A 19,344-nucleotide genomic window follows, 5' to 3' on the forward strand; every position below is an offset into this window, starting at 1 on the left:
CTACAGCTGAGGCGTCAGGTCGAAGGTGGTGATCGTCGACATCCGGGTGATCAACCAGTCGCTGCCGTCGCGCTGCATGGTCAACCGGTAGGACAGATACCGCAGGGACGGAATGTTCTTGGTCACCGGACTGGTCGCCACCGAGTTGGTGTAGACGATCGCGGTGGCCTCGGTCGGAATACCGGCCGGGGCAACCGATTCCACCGCCGCGCCCATCACCTGGGTGGTGTTGGTGACCTGCGCCTGCTTGTTCGGTTCGACGATCGCGTCGATGTAGCGGCGATACTCCGCGGCGAAGTCGCCGCCCAGGAACACCGTGGCGCGATCGGCGAGAGTGTTCATGTCCTCGGGCGTGTACGTCCACAGGGCGGTGATGGCGCTGGTCGCGGTGCGGGCGATGTCCAGCTTCGTCTCCACCAGCGCGCGCTGCATCAGATACGGCTGCACGGCCGCGCCGGCGAACGCCGACGCCCCGACGAACAGGACCGCGGCGACCGCGGCCGCGATCAGGGCGCCCCGACCGGCCGGCCGGTGCTCGACGAGTACAACGTGGTTGTCATCGTCGGACTGCTCCGGCGAATCCGCGTCGGACTGCTCCGACGGATCCGCATCAGGCTCCGGCGAATCCTGCTCAACCTCAACCGTTCTGGACTGCCGGCTGGCCTTGCCGAAGGGCGTCTTGGGCGCGTCGGTGGTCAGATCACCTGGATCAGGTTGCTGATCTTCCACTGCTGTCCTTCCCTGATCGTCGTGGCGATCCAGCGGCTCCCACTCTCGATGGTGGTCTTGCCGTCCGGCATCGTCGAGGTGACCTTGGTGGCGACCAGAACGTCGGCGCTGCCGTCGTCGTTCCAGCGCTGCACGCCCGCGGCGAGCACCTCACCGGTGGACGGCTCCGACCGCGCGACCTGAACCAGGATCTCGTTGACCTTCTCGTTGAAGTTCTTCGCGAATTCACCGGTGGCTTCGGCGGCGACCCGGTCGGCGTAGGCGTTGGCGTTGAACGGGTCCAGGCTGGTGTACATGGTCATGAACTCGCGCGCGTATCCCAGCGCGGCGGCTTCTTGGACGTCGGCGCGACGGTCGGCCTGCTGCTGTACCAGCATCAGGGTGGCCGCGGTGATCGCGGCGGCGATCACCAGCGCCGACAGGGCGCTGACGATGGCCATCCCCCACCGGCGTTTCCGCGCCGGTGGGCTCTGGAAGTAGTCGGTCTGCTCGTCGAATCTGCGGCGCGGACTCACTGGCCGGCCTGACTCATCTGGGGCGCCTTGAGCACCGTGAGGTTCGCGACGCGCCACTGGTCGCCGGCCTTCTCGAACTCCGCGCGCACGGTGGCGGTGATGAACTTGAGGTCCTCGGCGGTGGCGCCGCGCTGGCCCTGCATCGCCAGCAGCATGGCGGCCCGGTCCCGGGTGACCGGCGGGTCGGTCAGCACCGCGCTGCTGACAGCCCAGTACTCGTTGGTGGTCGCGCCCGCCTTGCGGACCGCGTCCTGCTGGGCGACCAACTGTTCGCGATAGGCGGCGGTGGTCAACTCCTGGGCGTGGGTGAAGTCCTCGTCGATGGAATCCGCGCTGTAGCTGAGCATCTGCTCCACGATGCGCGGGCCCAGTTCGGCGATCTGTGCACGCGCCGCGTCGACGGCCTGATCCTGCCGGTACACCGCCCCGTATCCCAGACCGGCCGCACCCGCGCTCAACACGGCGGCCGAGATCAGCACACCGGCCACCAGGCGCCGCATGTCGCGCCCCGGCCGCGTCACCTTCTGCACCTCGGTGCCGGTCAGCATGTCGGCGAACGTCCGGTTGCGTCGATCCCACAGCGGCCACAGCCACCCGACGAACAACGATCCGGTGTCGAGCAGGTGCGCCAGGTCGCGCGCGATCAACCGCGCCAGACCGACCGTGCCGCCATCGCCGCGGCGGACGGCGATGCCGAACAGCCCACGGCCCATAGTCCAGCCGGTGGCGACCGGCAACGCCAGCCGGTTCCCCAACAGGGCCAGCAGCGTCAGCGCGAAACCGGCGATGAACACCCAACGGGCCCATGAGTCGTCGGCGGCGCCCAACGCGAGCAGTGCCATCGTCGCGGCCACACCGATCGGGAGCAGCACGTCGACCGCCAGCGCACCGGCCCGCGCCGGCCAGGACGCGAGCTGCGGACGCTCGTCGGTCTCCTCCGCGGAGACGACGACGCCGTCGAGAACGGTGGTCACGAGGTGACCTGATCCATCTTGGAGATCCGGTAGCGGCCCTCGTCGAAGGCCATCGTGGCCCGCAACCGGTAGCCGACCTGCTGATCGGCGGCCTCGGCGTTGGTGATGCGCACCCGCACGGCCACCAGCACGTTGACCGAGCCGTCGTCGTTGTGCCGCTCCACGGCCGCCCGCAGATCGTCGACCTTCACCGTCGCGTCGGCGGCCTGGTATGCCTCGGCCAGCACGCTGCTGTACAGCCCGGCCTGCACCCCGAATTCACCCGTCGAGCATTCGAGGATCTTGGATTGCGCCGCGGTCATCGCAGCGGTGTCGGGCGCCTGGGTCGCGGCGATGCACTCCTTGGCCGCGGCCAGGGCGGCCTCGTCGGCGCGGGCGATCTCGTCGGCGCGGTCGTTGGCACGCACCGCGAAGTAACCGCCCACGGCCGCACCGGCGGTCAGCAGGATCAACAACACACAAATCGTGGTGACCCAGCCGTTGCCCAGCCGTGCCGGACGGCGGGTATCGGCGGTCTGGTCCGGTGTCGCATCACCGGCTGTCGCGGCGGGAGTCTCCTCCGGCGTGATGAGCGCTTCGTCGACCGAACCGGTTTCGGGGTCGGGGATCAGCCGGCTGGTGCCAGCATCTCCTTCCATCCGTCGTCTCCTGTGTTGGTCGAGCTGTTGACGTTGTACCGGACGCCGTCCGGGCCGACCACCTCGCCGGAACTCGGGCTGTATGCCGCGGTGGTTCCGGGCGGGCCCTGGGTCGGGGTGTAGGTGCACGGGTTGGGCTGCTGCCCGCTGCAGCTGACGGTACCCGAGCCCGGAGCACTGACCGGATCGCTGGTGGGCGCGAGCCGTTCGGGCTTGGGCAGCTGGTCGGCGGGCAGCGGGTTCATGCCGTTGTTGACCGACGGCGCGGGAATCACGCGGCCCGGGTCCACGCCCTGGTCGCAGCGGGCGCCCGGAGCCGGGCAGGCCAGCACCTGGTTCGGGTCGCCGTACCACGGGTTGGTGCCCAGCGGGACATACGGTTCGTCGCTGCGGCACTCCTGCGGGGTGGCGGCCCGCTTGCCCGGGACATCCGCGCACGGATAGTTACGGGCGCCGCGGACCGCGTTGCCCTGGTAGTCCTTCGGGATCTTGCAGTAGGTGCCCGACGGCAGCGGCGCGGTGCTGGTGTCGGCCGGCGACCGCCACTCCGACGCCGGCAGGAAGCCCGTCATGCAGGGGGGCGGCTGGTTGATCGACAGACCGAAGTGCAGCAGGCCACCGTCTTCGAAGATCGAACCCATCTGCAGCAGCGAGGCGCCCTGCGGGTAGATCACCAGCGTCTGTTCGAGGCCCTTGTTGTAGCGCTTGAGCATGTCGGAGACCACCGCGAGATTCGCCAGCGTCTGCGGCAGGGCCTCCCGCACATCGCTGAACACCGTGGTCACCTGGTCCAGCGTCGGCGCCGCCTGCGACAGTCCGCTGCGCAGCGCCGCGTCCTCGCTCGCCGCCTGCCCGGCGATGGTGTTCAGGTTGCGCGACCACGCAGCGATCGCGTCACCCGAGTCGACCTGGCTCTGCAGGATCGGTGCGGCGTTCGCGATGATGTCGTTGACCTGCGGCAGGTTGTCGCGGAAGCCCTCGGCGAGGTTGGTGGTCGAATCCACCAACCGTTGCAGAGTCGGTCCCAGACCGCCCACGGCCAACGACGTCTCCGTCAGCAGCGTGTCGATCTGTTCCTTGGGCAGCACCGCCAGACCTTCGTTGGCCGCGTCGAGCGCCGGACCGACCGGCGCGGGCACCGTGCTCTCGGTGATCGTCTGTCCCGGGCTGAGGTACTGGTCGGAGTCGCCCTGGGGCACCAGGTCCAGATACTGCTCACCGATCGGCGACACCGAGTGCACGTTCGCGACGACGTCGACGGGGATCCTGTACCGGTTGTCGATGCTCATGGTGGCTCGAGCACCGGTCTCGGTCGGCTCGACCGCGGTCACCTTGCCGATCTGGGTGCCCCGGTAGGTCACGTTCGACGTCTCGTACAGCCCACCCGACCGGGGCAGATCGGCGTGCAGCGTGTACTGCCCGACCCCGGCCAGACTCGGCAACCGCAGGTAGTACAACCCCAGCACGCCGAGCGCGACCACGGTAAGGATCGTGAAGATGATCAGCTGGATCTTGACGAAGCGGGTCAGCATCGCTCACTCCGCCCTTTCGATCAGTGGTCCGTTGGGTGCCGAGTTCGGGTTCGGGGTGAACCGGACATCCGGAATCATCGTCGCCGGGTCGCGGCCCCACGACTGCTCGAGCGCGCGCAGCATGCCCGAGACCCCGGTGCCGGACAGGAACCCGTTGTCGATGGCCGACAACGTCAGGTCCACGGTCAGCGACGCGTTGATGTAGTCGCCGCGGATGGCCTTCGGCACGTTCTCGATGCTGTACGGCGCGGTCAGGAAGATCTTGAGCGCGTTGATCAGGTACGGACCCGACTTGCCCAACTCGCGCAGCGGCCGCTGCAGATTGGCCAGGTTGGTGTTGAGGTTGTCAGACGACGGCTCCAGCGCACCCTCGGCGGCATTGCTGATCCGGCCCAGCGATTCCACCGCATCGGCGAACAGGTCCCGGGTCTCCGCGAAATGCTCGATCAGCGGCGGGAATTCGGTCAGCACCCGGTCCAGTGTGTCGTTGCGTTGGGCCACCACCGCCAACAGCCGATCGGTGTTCTCGATGGCGCGGGTGATGTCGTCGCGCTGCGCGTTGAGTTCGGCGGTGAAGGTGTCGAGCTGTCCCAGGAACGTCCGGATCTGATCGGCGCGTCCGTTGAGGACGTTGTAGATCTCGGTCTGGATGGTTTCCAGGTTGCTGACGCCGCCGCCGGTCAGGATGGTGGCGATGCTGGCCAGCACCCGCTCGGTGTTGGGGAAGGCGGACGCGTTCGCCAGCGGGATCGTGTCACCGTTCTCCAGCATTTCCGGCGCGGGATCCGGCGGCATGTCCAGCTGCAGGTGCTGCGTGCCCAGCAGGCTGGTCTGGCCGATCTTGGCCAGCGCGTTGACCGGCAGCTGCACGGTGGGCTCGAGGTCCAGCGTCAGCGTCGCGACCCAGTTCTTGAGCTCGATGGCCCGGACCCTGCCGACGTAGACGTCGGCGACGCGCACCCGGCTGTTGACGTTCAACGCCAACGTGTCCGGCATCTGCACGTAGATCGTCGTCGCGTCCGAACTGGTACCCGGACCGCCCGGCAGCGGGACGTTCGAGATGCCCCTCCAGGATCCGCACGACGTCAGAACCAGTGCGGCCGCACCAAGCGCACCGGCGCGCTTGGCGATTGTGCTCCATCTGGCCACGGCTCAGCCTCCTGCCTCGGCCGGCAACAACGGTCCCGTCGGCGCCGAGGGCGCGGCCGGCGCCGGCGGTGCCGCCGGAGCGATCGCGCCGAGCGGATCACCCGGGATCACCCCGGGCGCAGGCGCCGGCGGCGGACCCGGCTGCGGGTACCAGGGCGGTGGCAGCGGGTTGTTCTGGTCGAACGCGTTCGGCGGACCGGGCAGGTTGCCGTTGCGGGTGGTCCCGAACGCCGGCGGGGCCGGCGGCGGCGTGATGTCCGGGCCCCCCATCAGCTCGGCGAGTGACTCCGGGGTCAGCATGTTCGCGGTGAACGGCTGCACCTCGACGCCCTGCATGCCCGGCGCAACGACCCAGCCGGGTTCGTGGTTGCCGTGCGAGAACAGCGTGTCCCGCGAGAAGATGCCCGGCACGGTCGTGTCCTTGTATCCCGGCGGCGGCCGCAGACGCTGTTCGGAGTACGCGATCTGCTTGGGCAGCGTGTATGCCGGTTGCAGCTGGTTCGCGCCGAACGGCAGGTAGTTGAACTTGATCGCGTCGAGGATGGGCCCGAGGTACTGGGCGCACAACTCGGCCGACTCCTGGTAGCCCATCCGGCTGCCGGCCTGGATGGCGCTGCAGATGAACTGCATCGGGTTGGCGAAGTTGGAGATCACCGGCATCGACACGATGCCGCCCGCGTTCGGAGACGAGATGTTCATCAGGTTGGCCGCGACGTTGGGGTAGGCGTGCAGCGCGGTCTCCAGGCCCTCGCGTGGCTCGGGCTGCAGGATCGCGTTGGTGACGTCGGCCAGGTTGTTGATGTCGTGGGCCAGGACTTCGCCGTTCTCGTTGACGAATTCCCTTGTGGTGGACAGCAACTGGTTGAGGTCACGCAGCGCGGTGGCGACCTCTTGATCAGTGTTGCTGAATGCGTTGGTGATCTGGGCGAGGTCGTTGTTCAAAGCCACGAACTGCTGGTCGCTCTGATGCAGCGCGTTGACGAACAGCGCCAGACTCTTGACCACACTGAAGAGGTCCCCGCGGCCCTCGTTGAGCGCGAACAGCGCCTCGGACAGGTTGGTCAGCGTCTCGTTGAGCTGCTTGCCCTTGCCCGCGAACCCGTAGGCCGCCGACTCGATGATGTCGCCGAACGGCCCCTTGGGCTGCTCGGGGGTGGGGCCCAGGTCGGTCAGCAGCCGATCCAGGGAGTTGCGCAGATCGTCGTACTCGACGGGCACCTGCGTGCGGTCGAGACCCAGAACGGCGTTGTCCGGCAACACGTTTCCGTCGGTGTAGGGCGGCGCCAACTGGATGGACCGCGACGCCACCAAACTGGGGTTCACGATCGAGGCCGTCACGTCCTCGGGAAGCTTGTACTTGCTCTCGTAGTTGAACGTGACCTTCATCTTGTCGCCGGCGGGTTCGATCTTGTCGATCGTGCCGACCTGGACACCCATGATCTGGACCTTGTCGCCCGGGTAGAGCGCCAACGTCTGGGTGAAGTAGGCGACCGCGGTCTTGGTGGTCAGCCCCTTGTACAGGTTCCATCCGACGAGGCCGCCGATGAGGGCGAGCGCCACGATGATCGTCCCGATGATCAACGCGCCGCGGGACACCGCGGGCACCTTGAGGTTGCGGACGTTGAAGACAGTCGACATGGTTCTCGATCCCCCTCAGCCCTGAGATCCCGGTGGGAGGAACGGCGGATTGCCCGGCAGCAGCGGCTGGCCCGCCGGACCGGGCACCGGGCCCGGACCCGGAGGCGGTGGCGGTCCGTCCAGTGCCGGTGGCAGCGGAGCGATACCGGGGGTGAAGTCCGGCGCCGACGGCTGCGGCGCGAGCGGAACGGTGCGCGCCCCGGGAGGCGCCTCCGGCAGCGGCACCCGCGCGCCGGGCACGTCCGGGGACAGCTGGCCGGGGATGGCCGCGGCCGGCACACCCGGCGACGGCTGCGGGCCGTGCGCGTTGGGCGCCGACGTCGCGACGTTCGGCCGCTGATTCTCGTAGTTCGGGCCGTAGGGGTTGTCGCCGTACGGTCCCACCGTCAGGTCCGCGCACGGCAGCGGGTTGCCGGGCCGCGGCAGACCGTCGGCCGGCGGCGTGTACGAGCACGGCGAGCCGGGCGGCACTGCGGGGCCCGGGTTTTCGGGCGTGCCCTCCAGCGGCGTCGGCGCCGGCGGCGGTGCACCGTTGGGGAAACCGGTGCCGTTCGGGTCCGGGAAGCGGAAGGCCGGCAGGCCGGCGTTGCGCCAGAACTCCTCGGGGTCGATGCCGCGCTTCTTGAACGCGGCGTCGACGAACGGCTGCAGGATCCAGTACGGGGCCAGGTTGGCCAGCATCACCTTGAAGTAGGGGCCCGAAGCGAGCGCCTCGCCGAGCGACACCATGAACTTCGACAGCGACGACAGCGAGTCGGCCAGATCCATCTTGCGCGCGTTGAGGATGTCCGACAGCACCCGCAGCTGTTCGAGCACGCGGTTCAGGTTCGGGTTGTCGTCGATGAAGCCGCGCACCTGCGCCGAGAAGGCGGAGACCCGTTCGAGTAGTTGGCCGACGGCGTAGTTGCGCTCGTTGACCGCCTCGAGCAGAGTCTGCGCGTTGACCAGCAGGGCGTTGATCTGCCCGCTGCGGTTGCCGAGCACCCCGGCGACCTTGTTGGCGTTGGCGAGCAACTGCTTGACCTGGTCGTCACGCTTGCCGATCGTGTCGGAGAAGCGCGCCACCCCGTCCAGCGCCGCGCTCAGGTGCGGGTAGGTCTGATCGATGGTCTCCGACAGCACGTTGAGCGATTCTTTGACCGTCTGGGTGTCCCAGCCGGCGGCCGAGTCGGTCAGGTCGGCGAACGCATCGTAGATCTGGTACGGCGTGCTGGTGCGCGCCAACGGAATGACGCCGCTGGGCGGCAACGGATCGTCGCCGCGCGGTTCGATCTCGAGATTGCGGCGGCCCAGGATGGTGTCGGTGCGGATCGCGGCGCGGCTGTCGGTGCCGATCTGCGTGCCACCCAGCGAGTAGCCGATGACGACGCGGTCACCGTCGATCTCCATGGACTGCACGGTGCCGACGTCGACGCCGGCGATGCGGACGTTGTCACCGGTGTTCAGACCGCCGGTGTCGGCGAACTCCGCGTAGTACCTGGGTTGGGCGAACAGCATCGGCACGCTGGCGAAACTCTGTCCCACCCCGATCACGATGACCAGGATGATGATGCCCATCAATCCGCCGCGGAGGCGATTGGACCCTTCGAGGACTCTCATTTCGGCGTGCACCTACCCGAAGGCTGGCTCCACACCTTGACGGTGCGTACCGGCCCGCCCGGCTGCAACCCGTTCAGCTTCAACGTGATGTCGCAGGCATAGAAGTTGAAGAAGTCACCGTAGATACCGCCTGACCGGCCGATGATCCCCAACGCGTCGGGCAGGTCGTCGAGGAACTTGTTGAGCTCCTCGCGCTGCTCCACGAGCGGCTCCTGGAGCACTTCCAGCTTGGTGACCGTGTCCTTGAGCAGCGGCCGGTTGTCGGCCAGCAGATCGGAGATGGTGCCCGCGGCGTCGCTGATGTCGGCCACCGATCCGGCCAGCGGGTCGGCGCGGTTCTTCAGCCCCGTGATGAGCACCTCGAAGTTCTGAATGGTCTCGTCGAATTGCTGCTGATGTCTGACCGTCGTCTCGAGCACGGTGTTGAGGTTCTTGACGACCTCACCGATGGCCTGGTCACGGTCGGCCAGCGCGGAGGTGAGCGACGCCGTCTGGTCGAGGATGTCGTTGATGGTGCCGCCCTGTCCCTGGAACACGGTGATCAGCGACTGCGCGATGGTGTTGACCTTCTCGGGCTCCAGCGACTGGAACACCGGGCGGAAGCCGCCGATCAGCGCGTCGAGGTCCAGCGCCGGCTGGGTCCGTTCGAGCGGGATGGTCGCTCCCGCAGAGATTTTGGTGTTGCTGTCGCCGCGGGTCAGCTCGAGGTAGCGGTCGCCGATGAGGTTCAGGTAACGGACCGAGGCGCGGGTCTCGTCGAACAGGTCCAGCGAGCGGTCCACGTTGAAGTCGACCCTGACCTTGGTGCCGCCGTCGATCAGTTCGACACCCTTGACCTTGCCGACCTCGACTCCCGAGGCGCGGACGAACTGGCCGGGCCGCAGACCACTGGCACTGGAGAAGATCGCCGAGTACCCGGTGGTGCGGTCGAAACGCACCTGCCCGAAGACCACCACGATGATCGCGGTGAACATGAGCAGCACCAGTGAGAAGGCGCCGAGCTTGATCGCGGTTCCGGTGATTTTCATGGGTTGATCGTGTGCTCTCCGACTTGGCGTCCCCAGACGTATTCGGTCAGAAGCGGCTGGCCCAACTCCAGGTGGTTGTACGGGGCGATGGATGCGCCGGTGTCGAGCACCAGGAACGGCGCGGGCCACAGATCGCGGGTGATGGGCTGCCAGCAGCCCGGTCGGCCACCGGGGCCGCCCTTGGCGTTGACGCGAGGCAGGTTGTCCGGATAGACGTACGCGTTGCCGGCGCCCAGACCCAGCACCTGCGAGTGCGTCTTGAGCGAGTATCCGTTGCCGCCCAGCGCGTCACTGATCTTGGGTTCGACGTCGTGGTAGTTGCGGAACATGCAGAAGAACTGCGGGCTGTACTCATCGAGCAGCGCCGTGGTGGGGATCAGGTCCTCGGCGGTACGGATGAAGTACGGGGCGCCGCGCTCGAACACGTCCCCGCCGGTGTTGCCGAACCCGACCGACGCCATCAGCGCCTGGTCGACGTCGCCGCGCTGCGCGTTGAGGGTGCGCGCGGTGGTGACCGCGTTCTCCAGACCGTCGAACAGATCGGGCGCCGCTCCGGCGTAGATGTCGGTCAGATCGGCGAGCAGCCGATTGTCGCGGCGGATCTGCGGCATCTGCGGGTTGATCTCGGCGAGGATCTCGTTGCCGTTGACGATGGACTCGCCGAAACGGTCACCGAGCCCGTCGAGCGCTTCGGCCGTCGCGGTCAGCGTCTGGTTCAGCTTGATCGGGTCGACCTGCTCGGCCAGCGACACCACCGTCTCGAACAGGGTGTTGAACTCGGTGGTCACCGACGTCACGTCGATGACGTCGCTGGCGTCGATCCGCTCCGACGACGGGTTCTCCGGCGTGGAGAACGACACGTACTTGTTGCCGAAGAGCGTCGTCGCGGCTATGTCGACGTCCGCGTTCTGCGGGATCAGCTCGAGGTAGCGCGGGTCGACCTCGAGGATGATCTTGGCGCGCGGTTCGCCGTCCACGGTCACCTGGTCGACCTGGCCGACCTGCCCGATCTGAACGCCGTTGTAGGTGACCTTCGCGCCCGGGTCCATGGACAGGCCCGAGCGCGCCGACAGCATCGTCAGCCGTTCGCGGGTCATGAGTTCGCCGCGGAACTGCAGGAAGACGACGACCAGCACGATGATCGCGAGGATGGCCAGGACCAGTCCGGCCAGCTTGTACGGGGGCTGGCGAGGTGAATTCTCGGGGGCGGTCATGGCGCTACACCGTCAGGTTGAAGTTCGGGTCGACGCCGTAGAGCGCCAACGAGGCGAACAGGACCACACAGACGATCGCGACCAGCGAGGCCCGCATCGAGCGGCCGACGGCCTCACCCACACCGACCGGGCCGCCGCTGGCGTAGAACCCGTAGTAGCAGTGGTTGAGCATCACGATCACCGAGATGATGATCGCCTGGATGAACGACCACATCACGTCGTCCGGCCGCAGGAACGTACGGAAGTAGTGCTCGTAGGTGCCGACGGACTGCCCGTAGAAGATCGTGGTGGTCACCTGCGCGGACAGGAAGCTCATGATGATCGCCATCGCGTAGAGCGGGATGATCACGACGAACCCGGCCATGATGCGCGTCGACACCAGGTACGAGATCGACTTGATGCCCATGACCTCGAGGGCGTCGATCTCCTCGCTGATGCGCATGGCGCCCAGCTCGGCGGTGGCGCCGGCACCGACCGTGGCGGCGAGCGCCTGCCCGGCCACCACGGGCGCGGCGATGCGCACGTTGATCAGGGCGGCGAAGAAGCCGGTGAACGCCTCGACGCCGATGTTGCCCAGGGACGCGAAACCTTGAATGGCCACCAGCGAGGAACCCGACAAAGTCACGAACCCGACGATGGCGACGGTGCCGCCGATGACGGCCATGGCGCCGGTGCCCATGCCGATCTCGGCGATCAGCCGCAGCATCTCCCGGCGGTAGAAGCGCAGTGCGTGGCCGATCGAGCCGACCGCGGTGACCACGAACCAGGCGACGTGGCCCAGCGAGTCCAGGCCGCGGGCCGGCGCACCGGCCAGACGTTTGGCGGTGGCGGCGCCGCGCGGGAAGCGGGCTCTCAGAACGGCGGTCGTCGACACGTCAGGCCCCCGTCCCGAATCGGACACCGATGGTCGTCAGCACCACGTTCACCGCGAACAGCGCGATGACGCAGAGCACGAGGGTCTCGTTGACCGCGGTGCCCACACCTTTGGCACCGCCGCCGACGGTCAGGCCGCGGTAGCACCCGACCAGTCCGGCGATCAGACCGAAGGTCGCGGCCTTGACGATCGAGATGATCACCTCGGGCAGGCCGGTGATCAGCGTCAGCGTCGACACGTAGGCGCCGGCCGACACGTTCTGCAGGTACACACCGAAGATGAAGCCGCCGACCAGGCCGACGGTGATCACCGCGCCGTTGAGCAGGATCGCGACGAAGGTGGACGCGACCACCCGTGGCACCACCAGGCGGTGGATAGGGTCGATGCCCAGCACTTCCAGCGCGTCGATCTCCTCGCGGATGGTGCGGGCACCGAGGTCCGCGCAGATCGCGGTGGACCCGGCACCGGCCACCACCAGCACGGTCACCAGCGGACCGAGCTGGGTGACCGCGCCGATCGCCGCGCCCGCTCCGGACACGTCGGCGGCGCCGAACTCGGCGAGCAGGATGTTCAGGGTGAAGATGAGCAGCACGGTCAGCGGGATCGACACGGCGAGCGTCGGCAGGAACGCGACGCGCATGAGGAACCAGCTCTGCAGGATGAACTCTCGCCATTGGAACGGCGGCCGCAGCAGGGCCTTGCCGACGAGCACGCACATGCGGACGAACCCGCCGACGGCTTCCAGCCCGGGCCGCACCTGGTCCCGGACGTAGCCGGTCAGGTTGTTGGACTTGGACGAGATCGTCACCGGGAGGCCTCCGCGACGAAATTGTCACTGGCGTAGCGCACCGGCAGCACCTGTCGCACGCTCCCTTCCCGCCCGGACTCAGATCGAGTGAGGACAGTCGTCCTACCCGTCAGTAGTAAGACAGACCACCGGACTGTACCCGATCCAAAGGGCGGCGCGTACCGCATCGGCAGTATTGGGCCTCTAACTGTTAGCAAACTCCGCCCCGCCCGGCTAATCGATCTTGGCCGAGGTGGAAACTGTTGCCGCAGCTGTACTTTCGTCGGCGTCAACGGCGACTGCGGCGCTGAACCGGTTCCGCAGGTCGGTCTTCAGCACCTTTCCTGCGGGATTGCGAGGCAGCGCATCGACCACTTCGAGCGCCTTCGGGTGCTTGTAGCGCGCGAGCCGCGACGTCAGGAACTCGTCGAGATCCTCCAGGCGCAAGCTCGCGTCGGAGCCGGCGCCCAGCGAACTGCGCAGAACCACCACAGCAACCGGCACCTCGCCCCACTTCTGGTGAGCGCGTCCGATGACCGACACCTCGACGATGTCCGGATGGGCCGCCAGGACGTTCTCCACCTCGGCGCAGTAGATGTTCTCCCCGCCGGAGATGATCATGTCCTTCTTGCGGTCGACCACCCAGATGTAGCCTTCCTCGTCCTGACGAACCAGGTCACCGGAGTGGAACCATCCGCCCTCGAACGCTGCCGCGGTGGCTTCGGGGTTGTTCCAGTATCCGGCCATGAGTGTCGGCGCCCGGTAGACGATCTCGCCGACCTGACCGATGGGCACGTCGTTCATCTCGTCGTCGACGATGCGTGCCGAGACGGTGGGGATGACCTTGCCGACCGAGCCGAGCTTGCGGATGGCGTCCTCGCCCAACAGCATGCAGGTCACCGGCGACATCTCGGTCTGGCCGAACGCAGCCAGGATCTGTGCGCCCGGGAACGTCTCGGCCATCTCGCGCAGCAGCGTGTCCGAGGCCGGTGCGGCTCCCCAGGACAGCGTGCGCAGTTTCAGGTCGCGGGGCTTGGCCCGCTGCGCCGCGCACACCGCTTGCCACTGCGCGGGCACCAGGAAGATGCCGGTGACGCGCTCGGCTTCGAGCACGTCGAGCAGTTCACCGGGATCGAATGCGCCCAAGGGATACAGCACGGTCGGGCGGCCGAGCAGCAGACCCGGGATCATGTTGCCGATTCCCGCGATGTGGAACAGCGGCACGCCGATGAACCCGACGTCGTGGTTGAGGTCGGCGCCGCTGGTGAACAGGAAGGTCAGGGCCTGACCGGAGATGTTGGTGTGGGTCAGTACCGCACCCTTGGGCCGGCCGGTGGTGCCGGAGGTGTACATGATCAGTGCCGGTGAGTCGTTGGGGATGTCGACCACCGGGCAGTCCCCGTCGCTTTCGGTGACGAGCTGTTCGTAGTCGAGCACTTCAGCGTCGGCGTCCTCGGCGCTTCCGCCGGCGACGATCACCGTCGCCAGCGTGGGTTCGAGCTCCCGTACCGCCGTGGCGACGTTGGTCAGCACGGACTCGGTGATGACGACCTTCGCCTCGCAGTCGGAGACCAGGAACGCGATCTCCGGCGGCGTCATGCGGAAGTTCACCGGGACCGCGATCGCGCCCAACTTGTTGACCGCCAGGAATGACTCGATGAACTCCGGGCGGTTGAGCATCAGGATCAGGACGCGGTCGCCGAACCCGACGCCGCGCCGGCGCAGATCGGCGGCCAGGGCGGTGACCCGCAGGTCCAGTTCGGCCCACGTGATGGTGCGCCCCAGGAAACGCATGGCCGTCGCGCCGGGCTGCATCAATGCATGACGGGCCAGCTGGTTGGTCCAGTTCTGACGTCGCGCCAGGTAGGGCTGCTCGGTCGGTGAGCCGGACGCACCGGAGGGGTCACTCACGTAGTTCTCCATCGTCAGGGTTGCGCGATGATGATATTTGATCAAACATTGTGTTGCCTCGGTCACACTATGGCCCCGACGCCATGGGGACAAGGCCCTCGCTTGACTGCCGGAAAGGCCGATCCGATGAACGCTCCTGTCAAGCCGCTGCGCTCCGGATCGGTCCGTCGGGAACAGCTCTCCGACGAGGTGGCCGCACGCCTGCGCGCGGAGATCATGACCGGCTCGCTGCGACCCAACACGTTCATCCGTCTCGAGGAAACAGCCGCCCGCCTGGGCGTGAGCAACACCCCCGTGCGTGAGGCGCTGCGCACGCTGCGCGGGGAGGGCATGGTCGAGCTCGAACCACATCGCGGTCACCGTGTGATGCCGTTGACGCGGCAGGACATCGAGGACATCTTCTGGCTGCAGTCGACCATTGCGCAGGAGCTGGCGGCCACCACCACGCGGCGCATCACCGCCGAGCAGATCGACGAACTCGAACGGCTGAACCGGACGATGAGGGTCGCGGTGAAGAACGGCGATGCCGCAGGGATCACTGCCGCGGAGTTCAACTTCCATCGGCTGTTCAACCGCGCGAGCGGCCGCATCAAGCTGGGCTGGTTCCTGCTGCACGTTGCGCGGTATCTGCCGCCGCAGCTGTACGTCACCGACCCGAACTGGGGCGCGGCGGCGGTGGCCGGCCACGACCGTCTGGTCGCCGCGCTGCGCCGGCGTGACGTGCACACCGTCGTGGATCTGACCGATCAGCAGTTCACCGACGGGTTGGCCCGACTGCTGACCTGGCTGGACCAGGCCGGGCTGTGGAACAACGCGCGACGCTGAGGCTTTCGCGGACGGGCGGTCGGAGCGAGGGCCGCCCGGAACGGCGAGGCCGGTAGCCGCTGAACGGAGGACGCCCGGAGCAGCGAGGCCCGGTGCGGAGGACGCCCGGAGCGGCGAGGCCCGGTGCGGAGGACGCCCGGAGCAGCGAGGCCCGGAGCCGCTGAACGGAGGACGCCCGGAGCAGATGCGGACCGAAGAAGACCAACGCGAGCGACATTGTCGGAGATCCGATAGCCGATCTCACTGACCACCGACACTCTCGCTCGTGCTGGTCTTTCGGAACGCCCAGTGACCCCCGGTGCCCTGCCCGGTGACCCCGGTGCCCTGCCCGTTGCGCCGCGATGACCGACAGCCCTCGCGCCGGTGCGCCCCGGTGCCCTGCCCGGTGACCCGGTGCCCGCCAGTCCTCGCGACGGGGCATCCCCAGCCTCGGATCTGTCCACAGGCCGGGCGATTCGGCTGACCAGCACCTGCTATGTGTCGGCGTGGCCTGCGACCGTGCCCTCGTGACCGAGATCCCGCAACTCCGCGGCACCGACCTGCGCTACGTCATCGTCGACCATCTGTTCCGCCACGGCCCGGCCGACATCCCCGACCTCATCGAGGAACTGCACTACCACGGGTTCACCATCGCCGGGCGAGCCTCGAAGACCATCTCCGACGCGCTGCGCTGGGAAGTCCGGCGCGGCAGGCTGCGCCGGCTGCGTCGTGGGCGCTTCGGGCCCGTCGACATGCCCGCACCACAGAGCAACGAATCCACCGGCGAGCAATGACGCTGCGTGCGCAGGCCGGACTGGCGATGGGCCGCACCGACGAGCACTTCTGGGATCGAGTGGTCCCGTATCTGCAGTAGCGGCGCTACGGCGTCGCGAGTTGCTCGGCGCGCTTCTTCAGGTTGTCGGCGAGATAGTCCAGCGTGTCGCCGATCGCCTTCTTCACCATCGGCTTGGGCAGCGCCAACTTGGTCTCGACGTCGAGGTCGACGGTGAGCAGCGAGGTGGGGCCGATCGGCACCACGGAGAACCGCTGCTCCTGCTTCTCGAAGTGATCACCCTGCTGCAACACGGTATAGATCTGGTTCTCGGCCGGGTAGTACACCGCGGTGATGAAGGTGCCGGACTGGCCTTGCACCACCACGTCGAGACGCAGCTGGCTGGGCCGGCCGTCCGGGTAGCGGGCCAGCACCCAGCAGCCCTTGATCTCCTCGTTCCACTGCGGGTAGCTCTCGAAGTCGTGGACGATCCGCATCACCGTCTCGGCAGCGGCCTCGACCTCGACTGTCTTACTCACCAGCGGCATTGGCAGAGCATATCGACCTTCAGCAGCCCAGCAGCACGCGCAGGTCGCGCGCATTGCGCACCGCGTTGCCGCCCAGATCGTTGTTGAAATAGACCAGCACATCGCGGTCCTGCGCCTGCCACTCGCGGATGCGGTCGGCCCACCACCGCAGGTCGTCGTCGCTGTAGGAGCCGCCGTACATCGCGCCCGGGTCGGGTCCGTGCAAGCGCACGTAGACGAAGTTCGCGGTCGCCTGCAGGTTGCACGGCAACCCGGCACCGCTCATCACGACATACGCGGCGCCGTGCCGCTCGAGCAGCTCGTAGACGTCCGGGTGCTCCCACGACGGGTGCCGGAATTCCACCGCGACCGGGATCGCGGCCGGCATCGCGTTCAGGAAGTAGTCCAAGCGGGCGTCGTCGCGCTCGAGGGCGGGATGCAGCTGCACCAGCAGGGGTCCGCTGCGGTCGCCGAGTTCCTTCCAGCCGCGCTCGAACCGTTCGATCCACACCTCCGGCGACCGCAGCCGCCGCGCATGCGTCAGGCCGCGCGCCGCCTTGACCGCCATGACGAAACCCGGTGGCAGCTGGTCGCGCCAGCGCGCGAACCAGTCGTCGCGCGGCCACCGGTAGAAGCTGCCGTTCAGCTCGACGGTGTCGAACTCGGCGGCGTAGCGCTCCAACCGCCGCGCCGCGGGCACGCCGCGCTCGTAGAGCACGCCGTTCCAGTGGTTGTACGACCACCCCGAGCAACCGATCCGGATCGTCATCTCTGTCTGATACCCCGGTTCGAACTCCTCGGCCTCGGGTATCGGGCATCTACGTGGACGACTACCGGGATCTCTTACAGGAACTGCTGCTCGCTTACGGCCCGTGCGGTCAGGAAGACGCCGTCCGTGACATCTGCCGCCGCGAACTCGCCCCGGTTGCCGACGAGGTCTGGGTGGACCCCGCCGGCAACCTGGTCGGTGTCATCCGGGGCGGCAGCGCGCCGCCGGTGCAGCTACTGGCCCACATGGACGAACTGTCGATGCTGATCAAACGCATCGACGACGACGGGACCATCCACCTGACGCCGCTGGGCACGATGTACCCGGGCAACTTCGGGCTAGGTCCGGTGGCGATTCTCGGGGAACACGAGACGTTCTGCGGCGTCCTGGCGCTCGGCTCGGAGCACACCACGCAAGAGACCCCGCGCATCTGGCAGACCAAACCCGACCAGGGCGACAAGGCACTCGACTGGCCCGACGTCTACGTGTTCACCGGCCGCGACAGGAAACAGTTGGCAGAGGCCGGGGTGGGGCCGGGCACCCGGGTGTGTGTCGACCGCAGCAAGCGCACGCTGGTCGACCTCGGCGACTACCTGGGGTGCTACTTCATGGACGACCGCGCCCCCGTGACCGCCGTGCTGCAGACGGCGCGCCGCATGCGGGACGGCGCCGGACCGGCGGGCGATGTGTATCTGGTGTTCACCGCCAACGAGGAGATCGGCGGGCTGGGCGGCTCGTATGCCGCGCGCACTCTGCCCGGCGACCTGACCGTCGCGGTCGAGGTCGGTCCCACCGAACCCGAGTACGACACCGCCGTGGGAGGCGGCCCGATCGTCGCCTACAGCGACGCGATCGCGGTGTACGACAAGCCGGTGGCCGATCGACTGATGGACGTGGCTCGAGGTCTGGGGATGACGCCGCAGGCCGCGGTACTGGGCGCGTTCGAGTCCGACGCTTCCCACGCAAAAGCGTGTGGATGCACCGCGCAGGCGGGCCTGTTGTGCCTACCGACACTGAGCACGCACGGCTACGAGGTCATCCACACCGACGCGATCCCAGCGATGACGTCGGTGCTCACGGAGTTCCTCTCCGACCCGTGGTCGGACCGGCGTGACCGCTAGCCGGCGGCCTCGGCCTCGGCGACGACGCCGAGCGGTGACGATGTCCGCACCGCCTCCTCGCGGATCAGACCCCGCAACAGCGCGGTGCTGAATTCCACGGCGATCTCCTGCGCGCTGCGCCGGCCGTCCGGACGCAGCCAGCGGTAGGACCCCAACGTCATGCCGATGTATCCCAGGGCCAGCACGTGGGAATCGCAGTCATAGAACTCGCCGCTGGCGATGCCGCGGTCGATCACGTCGCGCACATGTTCGTAGACCTGGGCTTCCCTCTCCCGGATGTAGGCCACCTGCTCCTCGGTGAACCACTCGGTGATGTAGGGCCCCTCCTGGAAATACACGGCGGCGCGCTCGATGTCGCTGGCGATGCCGACCAGCAACCGCCGCGTGAAGTGATAGATGGTCTCGCGGGCCGAAGCGGTCGGGTCGTCGTGCAGCGCGTCGACGGTGAAGTCGGCCGCACCCTTGTAGATGTCGTAGAGGATCAGCGACTTGCTCGCGTAATAGTGGTAGACCGTCGCCTTGTTCAGCCCGACCGCGTCCGCGACGTCATCCATCCGGGTGCCGTGGTACCCGCGCGCGGCGAACAGTTTTGTGGCCACAGCCAGCAACTCCTGGCGGCGCGACATTCCGTTCGTCGTGGTGGTCTCAGACATGGCGACTCATATAAGCATGTGCCTGACTTCTCGGCGGTCTACTAACTGGTCGGCCAGTCTAAGTCGTTGCCGTGTTGCCGCGTGGCGGACAGGTCTAGACTCGCGACATA

At 67.7% G+C, this 19,344-nt stretch carries 18 protein-coding genes and 1 pseudogene; 3 read left to right on the top strand and 16 right to left on the bottom strand.

The genetic code is table 11. The features are described from left to right. From ACQI46_RS15340 to fadD5, 13 genes are all read right to left on the bottom strand, one after another. Positions 1–729 (bottom strand): mammalian cell entry protein, encoded by a 729-nt coding sequence (locus ACQI46_RS15340; protein ID WP_427094875.1) that lies wholly within the window; start codon positions 727–729, stop codon positions 1–3. Next, positions 696–1,244 carry a mammalian cell entry protein gene (locus ACQI46_RS15345; RefSeq protein WP_427094876.1) on the bottom strand — a complete coding sequence of 183 codons (549 nt, stop codon included), beginning with the start codon at positions 1,242–1,244 and terminating at the stop codon, positions 696–698. Before ACQI46_RS15345 ends, ACQI46_RS15340 begins: the two co-directional genes overlap by 34 nt. Beyond that, complete coding sequence (locus ACQI46_RS15350; protein WP_427094877.1) at positions 1,241–2,218, bottom strand: RDD family protein; 978 nt, start codon at positions 2,216–2,218, stop codon at positions 1,241–1,243. The genes ACQI46_RS15345 and ACQI46_RS15350 overlap by 4 nt, the downstream gene beginning before the upstream one ends. Further along, complete coding sequence (locus ACQI46_RS15355; RefSeq protein WP_427094878.1) at positions 2,215–2,856, bottom strand: hypothetical protein; 642 nt, start codon at positions 2,854–2,856, stop codon at positions 2,215–2,217. Before ACQI46_RS15355 ends, ACQI46_RS15350 begins: the two co-directional genes overlap by 4 nt. Continuing rightward, entirely contained in the window at positions 2,826–4,388 is a 1,563-nt protein-coding gene (locus ACQI46_RS15360) for an MCE family protein (RefSeq protein ID WP_427094879.1), read from the bottom strand. Before ACQI46_RS15360 ends, ACQI46_RS15355 begins: the two co-directional genes overlap by 31 nt. 3 nt (positions 4,389–4,391) lie before the next feature. After that, entirely contained in the window at positions 4,392–5,537 is a 1,146-nt protein-coding gene (locus tag ACQI46_RS15365) for a virulence factor Mce family protein (RefSeq protein ID WP_427094880.1), read from the bottom strand. A 3-nt stretch (positions 5,538–5,540) separates the two neighbouring features. Then, on the bottom strand, positions 5,541–7,175 hold the full coding sequence (locus tag ACQI46_RS15370) for a virulence factor Mce family protein (RefSeq protein WP_427094881.1): 1,635 nt from the start codon (positions 7,173–7,175) through the stop codon (positions 5,541–5,543). Positions 7,176–7,190: 15 nt separating this feature from the next. Next, positions 7,191–8,774, bottom strand: a complete 1,584-nt coding sequence (locus tag ACQI46_RS15375) for an MCE family protein (RefSeq protein WP_427094882.1) — start codon at positions 8,772–8,774, stop codon at positions 7,191–7,193. Further along, positions 8,771–9,802 (bottom strand): virulence factor Mce family protein, encoded by a 1,032-nt coding sequence (locus tag ACQI46_RS15380; protein WP_427094883.1) that lies wholly within the window; start codon positions 9,800–9,802, stop codon positions 8,771–8,773. The genes ACQI46_RS15375 and ACQI46_RS15380 overlap by 4 nt, the downstream gene beginning before the upstream one ends. Beyond that, entirely contained in the window at positions 9,799–11,016 is a 1,218-nt protein-coding gene (locus tag ACQI46_RS15385; protein ID WP_427094884.1) for an MCE family protein, read from the bottom strand. The genes ACQI46_RS15380 and ACQI46_RS15385 overlap by 4 nt, the downstream gene beginning before the upstream one ends. Before the next feature lie 4 nt (positions 11,017–11,020). Further along, the gene (locus ACQI46_RS15390) at positions 11,021–11,890 is read right to left on the bottom strand and encodes an MlaE family ABC transporter permease (RefSeq protein WP_427094885.1); all 870 of its coding nucleotides are present in this window, start codon (positions 11,888–11,890) and stop codon (positions 11,021–11,023) included. 1 nt (position 11,891) lies between these two features. Then, on the bottom strand, positions 11,892–12,608 hold the full coding sequence (locus ACQI46_RS15395; RefSeq protein ID WP_427095073.1) for an MlaE family ABC transporter permease: 717 nt from the start codon (positions 12,606–12,608) through the stop codon (positions 11,892–11,894). A gap of 303 nt (positions 12,609–12,911) precedes the next feature. Then, the gene (fadD5, locus tag ACQI46_RS15400) at positions 12,912–14,588 is read right to left on the bottom strand and encodes a fatty-acid--CoA ligase FadD5 (RefSeq protein WP_427094886.1); all 1,677 of its coding nucleotides are present in this window, start codon (positions 14,586–14,588) and stop codon (positions 12,912–12,914) included. A 126-nt stretch (positions 14,589–14,714) separates the two neighbouring features. Between fadD5 and ACQI46_RS15405 the strand changes: the two genes are divergently transcribed. After that, positions 14,715–15,413, top strand: coding sequence for a GntR family transcriptional regulator (locus ACQI46_RS15405; RefSeq protein WP_427094887.1), 699 nt, complete (start codon positions 14,715–14,717; stop codon positions 15,411–15,413). A 506-nt stretch (positions 15,414–15,919) separates the two neighbouring features. After that, positions 15,920–16,266: pseudogene (locus ACQI46_RS15410) on the top strand (hypothetical protein). A gap of 5 nt (positions 16,267–16,271) precedes the next feature. Here the strand turns inward: ACQI46_RS15410 and ACQI46_RS15415 are convergent. Together ACQI46_RS15415 and ACQI46_RS15420 are read right to left on the bottom strand one after the other, a co-directional pair. Continuing rightward, the gene (locus ACQI46_RS15415) at positions 16,272–16,712 is read right to left on the bottom strand and encodes an SRPBCC family protein (protein WP_427094888.1); all 441 of its coding nucleotides are present in this window, start codon (positions 16,710–16,712) and stop codon (positions 16,272–16,274) included. A gap of 19 nt (positions 16,713–16,731) precedes the next feature. Continuing rightward, on the bottom strand, positions 16,732–17,460 hold the full coding sequence (locus tag ACQI46_RS15420) for a DUF72 domain-containing protein (protein WP_427094889.1): 729 nt from the start codon (positions 17,458–17,460) through the stop codon (positions 16,732–16,734). A 53-nt stretch (positions 17,461–17,513) separates the two neighbouring features. Here ACQI46_RS15420 and ACQI46_RS15425 point away from each other — a divergent pair, with 53 nt between their 5' ends. Beyond that, positions 17,514–18,581 carry a M42 family metallopeptidase gene (locus tag ACQI46_RS15425; RefSeq protein WP_427094890.1) on the top strand — a complete coding sequence of 356 codons (1,068 nt, stop codon included), beginning with the start codon at positions 17,514–17,516 and terminating at the stop codon, positions 18,579–18,581. Here the strand turns inward: ACQI46_RS15425 and ACQI46_RS15430 are convergent. Beyond that, positions 18,578–19,234, bottom strand: a complete 657-nt coding sequence (locus ACQI46_RS15430) for a TetR/AcrR family transcriptional regulator (RefSeq protein ID WP_427094891.1) — start codon at positions 19,232–19,234, stop codon at positions 18,578–18,580. The genes ACQI46_RS15425 and ACQI46_RS15430 overlap by 4 nt on opposite strands. Positions 19,235–19,344: the final 110 nt, after the last annotated feature.

Source organism: Mycobacterium sp. SMC-4 (assembly GCF_050205565.1).
In the GTDB taxonomy this organism is placed as follows: Bacteria; Actinomycetota; Actinomycetes; order Mycobacteriales; family Mycobacteriaceae; genus Mycobacterium.

Bases quoted from the DNA above. Each gene is read 5' to 3' on its own strand.
- ACQI46_RS15370 (WP_427094881.1), bottom strand. From the start codon at position 7,175: ATGTCGACTGTCTTCAACGTCCGCAACCTCAAGGTGCCCGCGGTGTCC.
- ACQI46_RS15395 (WP_427095073.1), bottom strand. From the start codon at position 12,608: ATGTGCGTGCTCGTCGGCAAGGCCCTGCTGCGGCCGCCGTTCCAATGG.
- ACQI46_RS15355 (WP_427094878.1), bottom strand. From the start codon at position 2,856: ATGGAAGGAGATGCTGGCACCAGCCGGCTGATCCCCGACCCCGAAACC.
- ACQI46_RS15375 (WP_427094882.1), bottom strand. From the start codon at position 8,774: ATGAGAGTCCTCGAAGGGTCCAATCGCCTCCGCGGCGGATTGATGGGC.
- ACQI46_RS15415 (WP_427094888.1), bottom strand. From the start codon at position 16,712: ATGCCGCTGGTGAGTAAGACAGTCGAGGTCGAGGCCGCTGCCGAGACG.
- ACQI46_RS15385 (WP_427094884.1), bottom strand. From the start codon at position 11,016: ATGACCGCCCCCGAGAATTCACCTCGCCAGCCCCCGTACAAGCTGGCC.
- ACQI46_RS15360 (WP_427094879.1), bottom strand. From the start codon at position 4,388: ATGCTGACCCGCTTCGTCAAGATCCAGCTGATCATCTTCACGATCCTT.
- ACQI46_RS15380 (WP_427094883.1), bottom strand. From the start codon at position 9,802: ATGAAAATCACCGGAACCGCGATCAAGCTCGGCGCCTTCTCACTGGTG.
- ACQI46_RS15420 (WP_427094889.1), bottom strand. From the start codon at position 17,460: ATGACGATCCGGATCGGTTGCTCGGGGTGGTCGTACAACCACTGGAAC.
- ACQI46_RS15430 (WP_427094891.1), bottom strand. From the start codon at position 19,234: ATGTCTGAGACCACCACGACGAACGGAATGTCGCGCCGCCAGGAGTTG.
- ACQI46_RS15405 (WP_427094887.1), top strand. From the start codon at position 14,715: ATGAACGCTCCTGTCAAGCCGCTGCGCTCCGGATCGGTCCGTCGGGAA.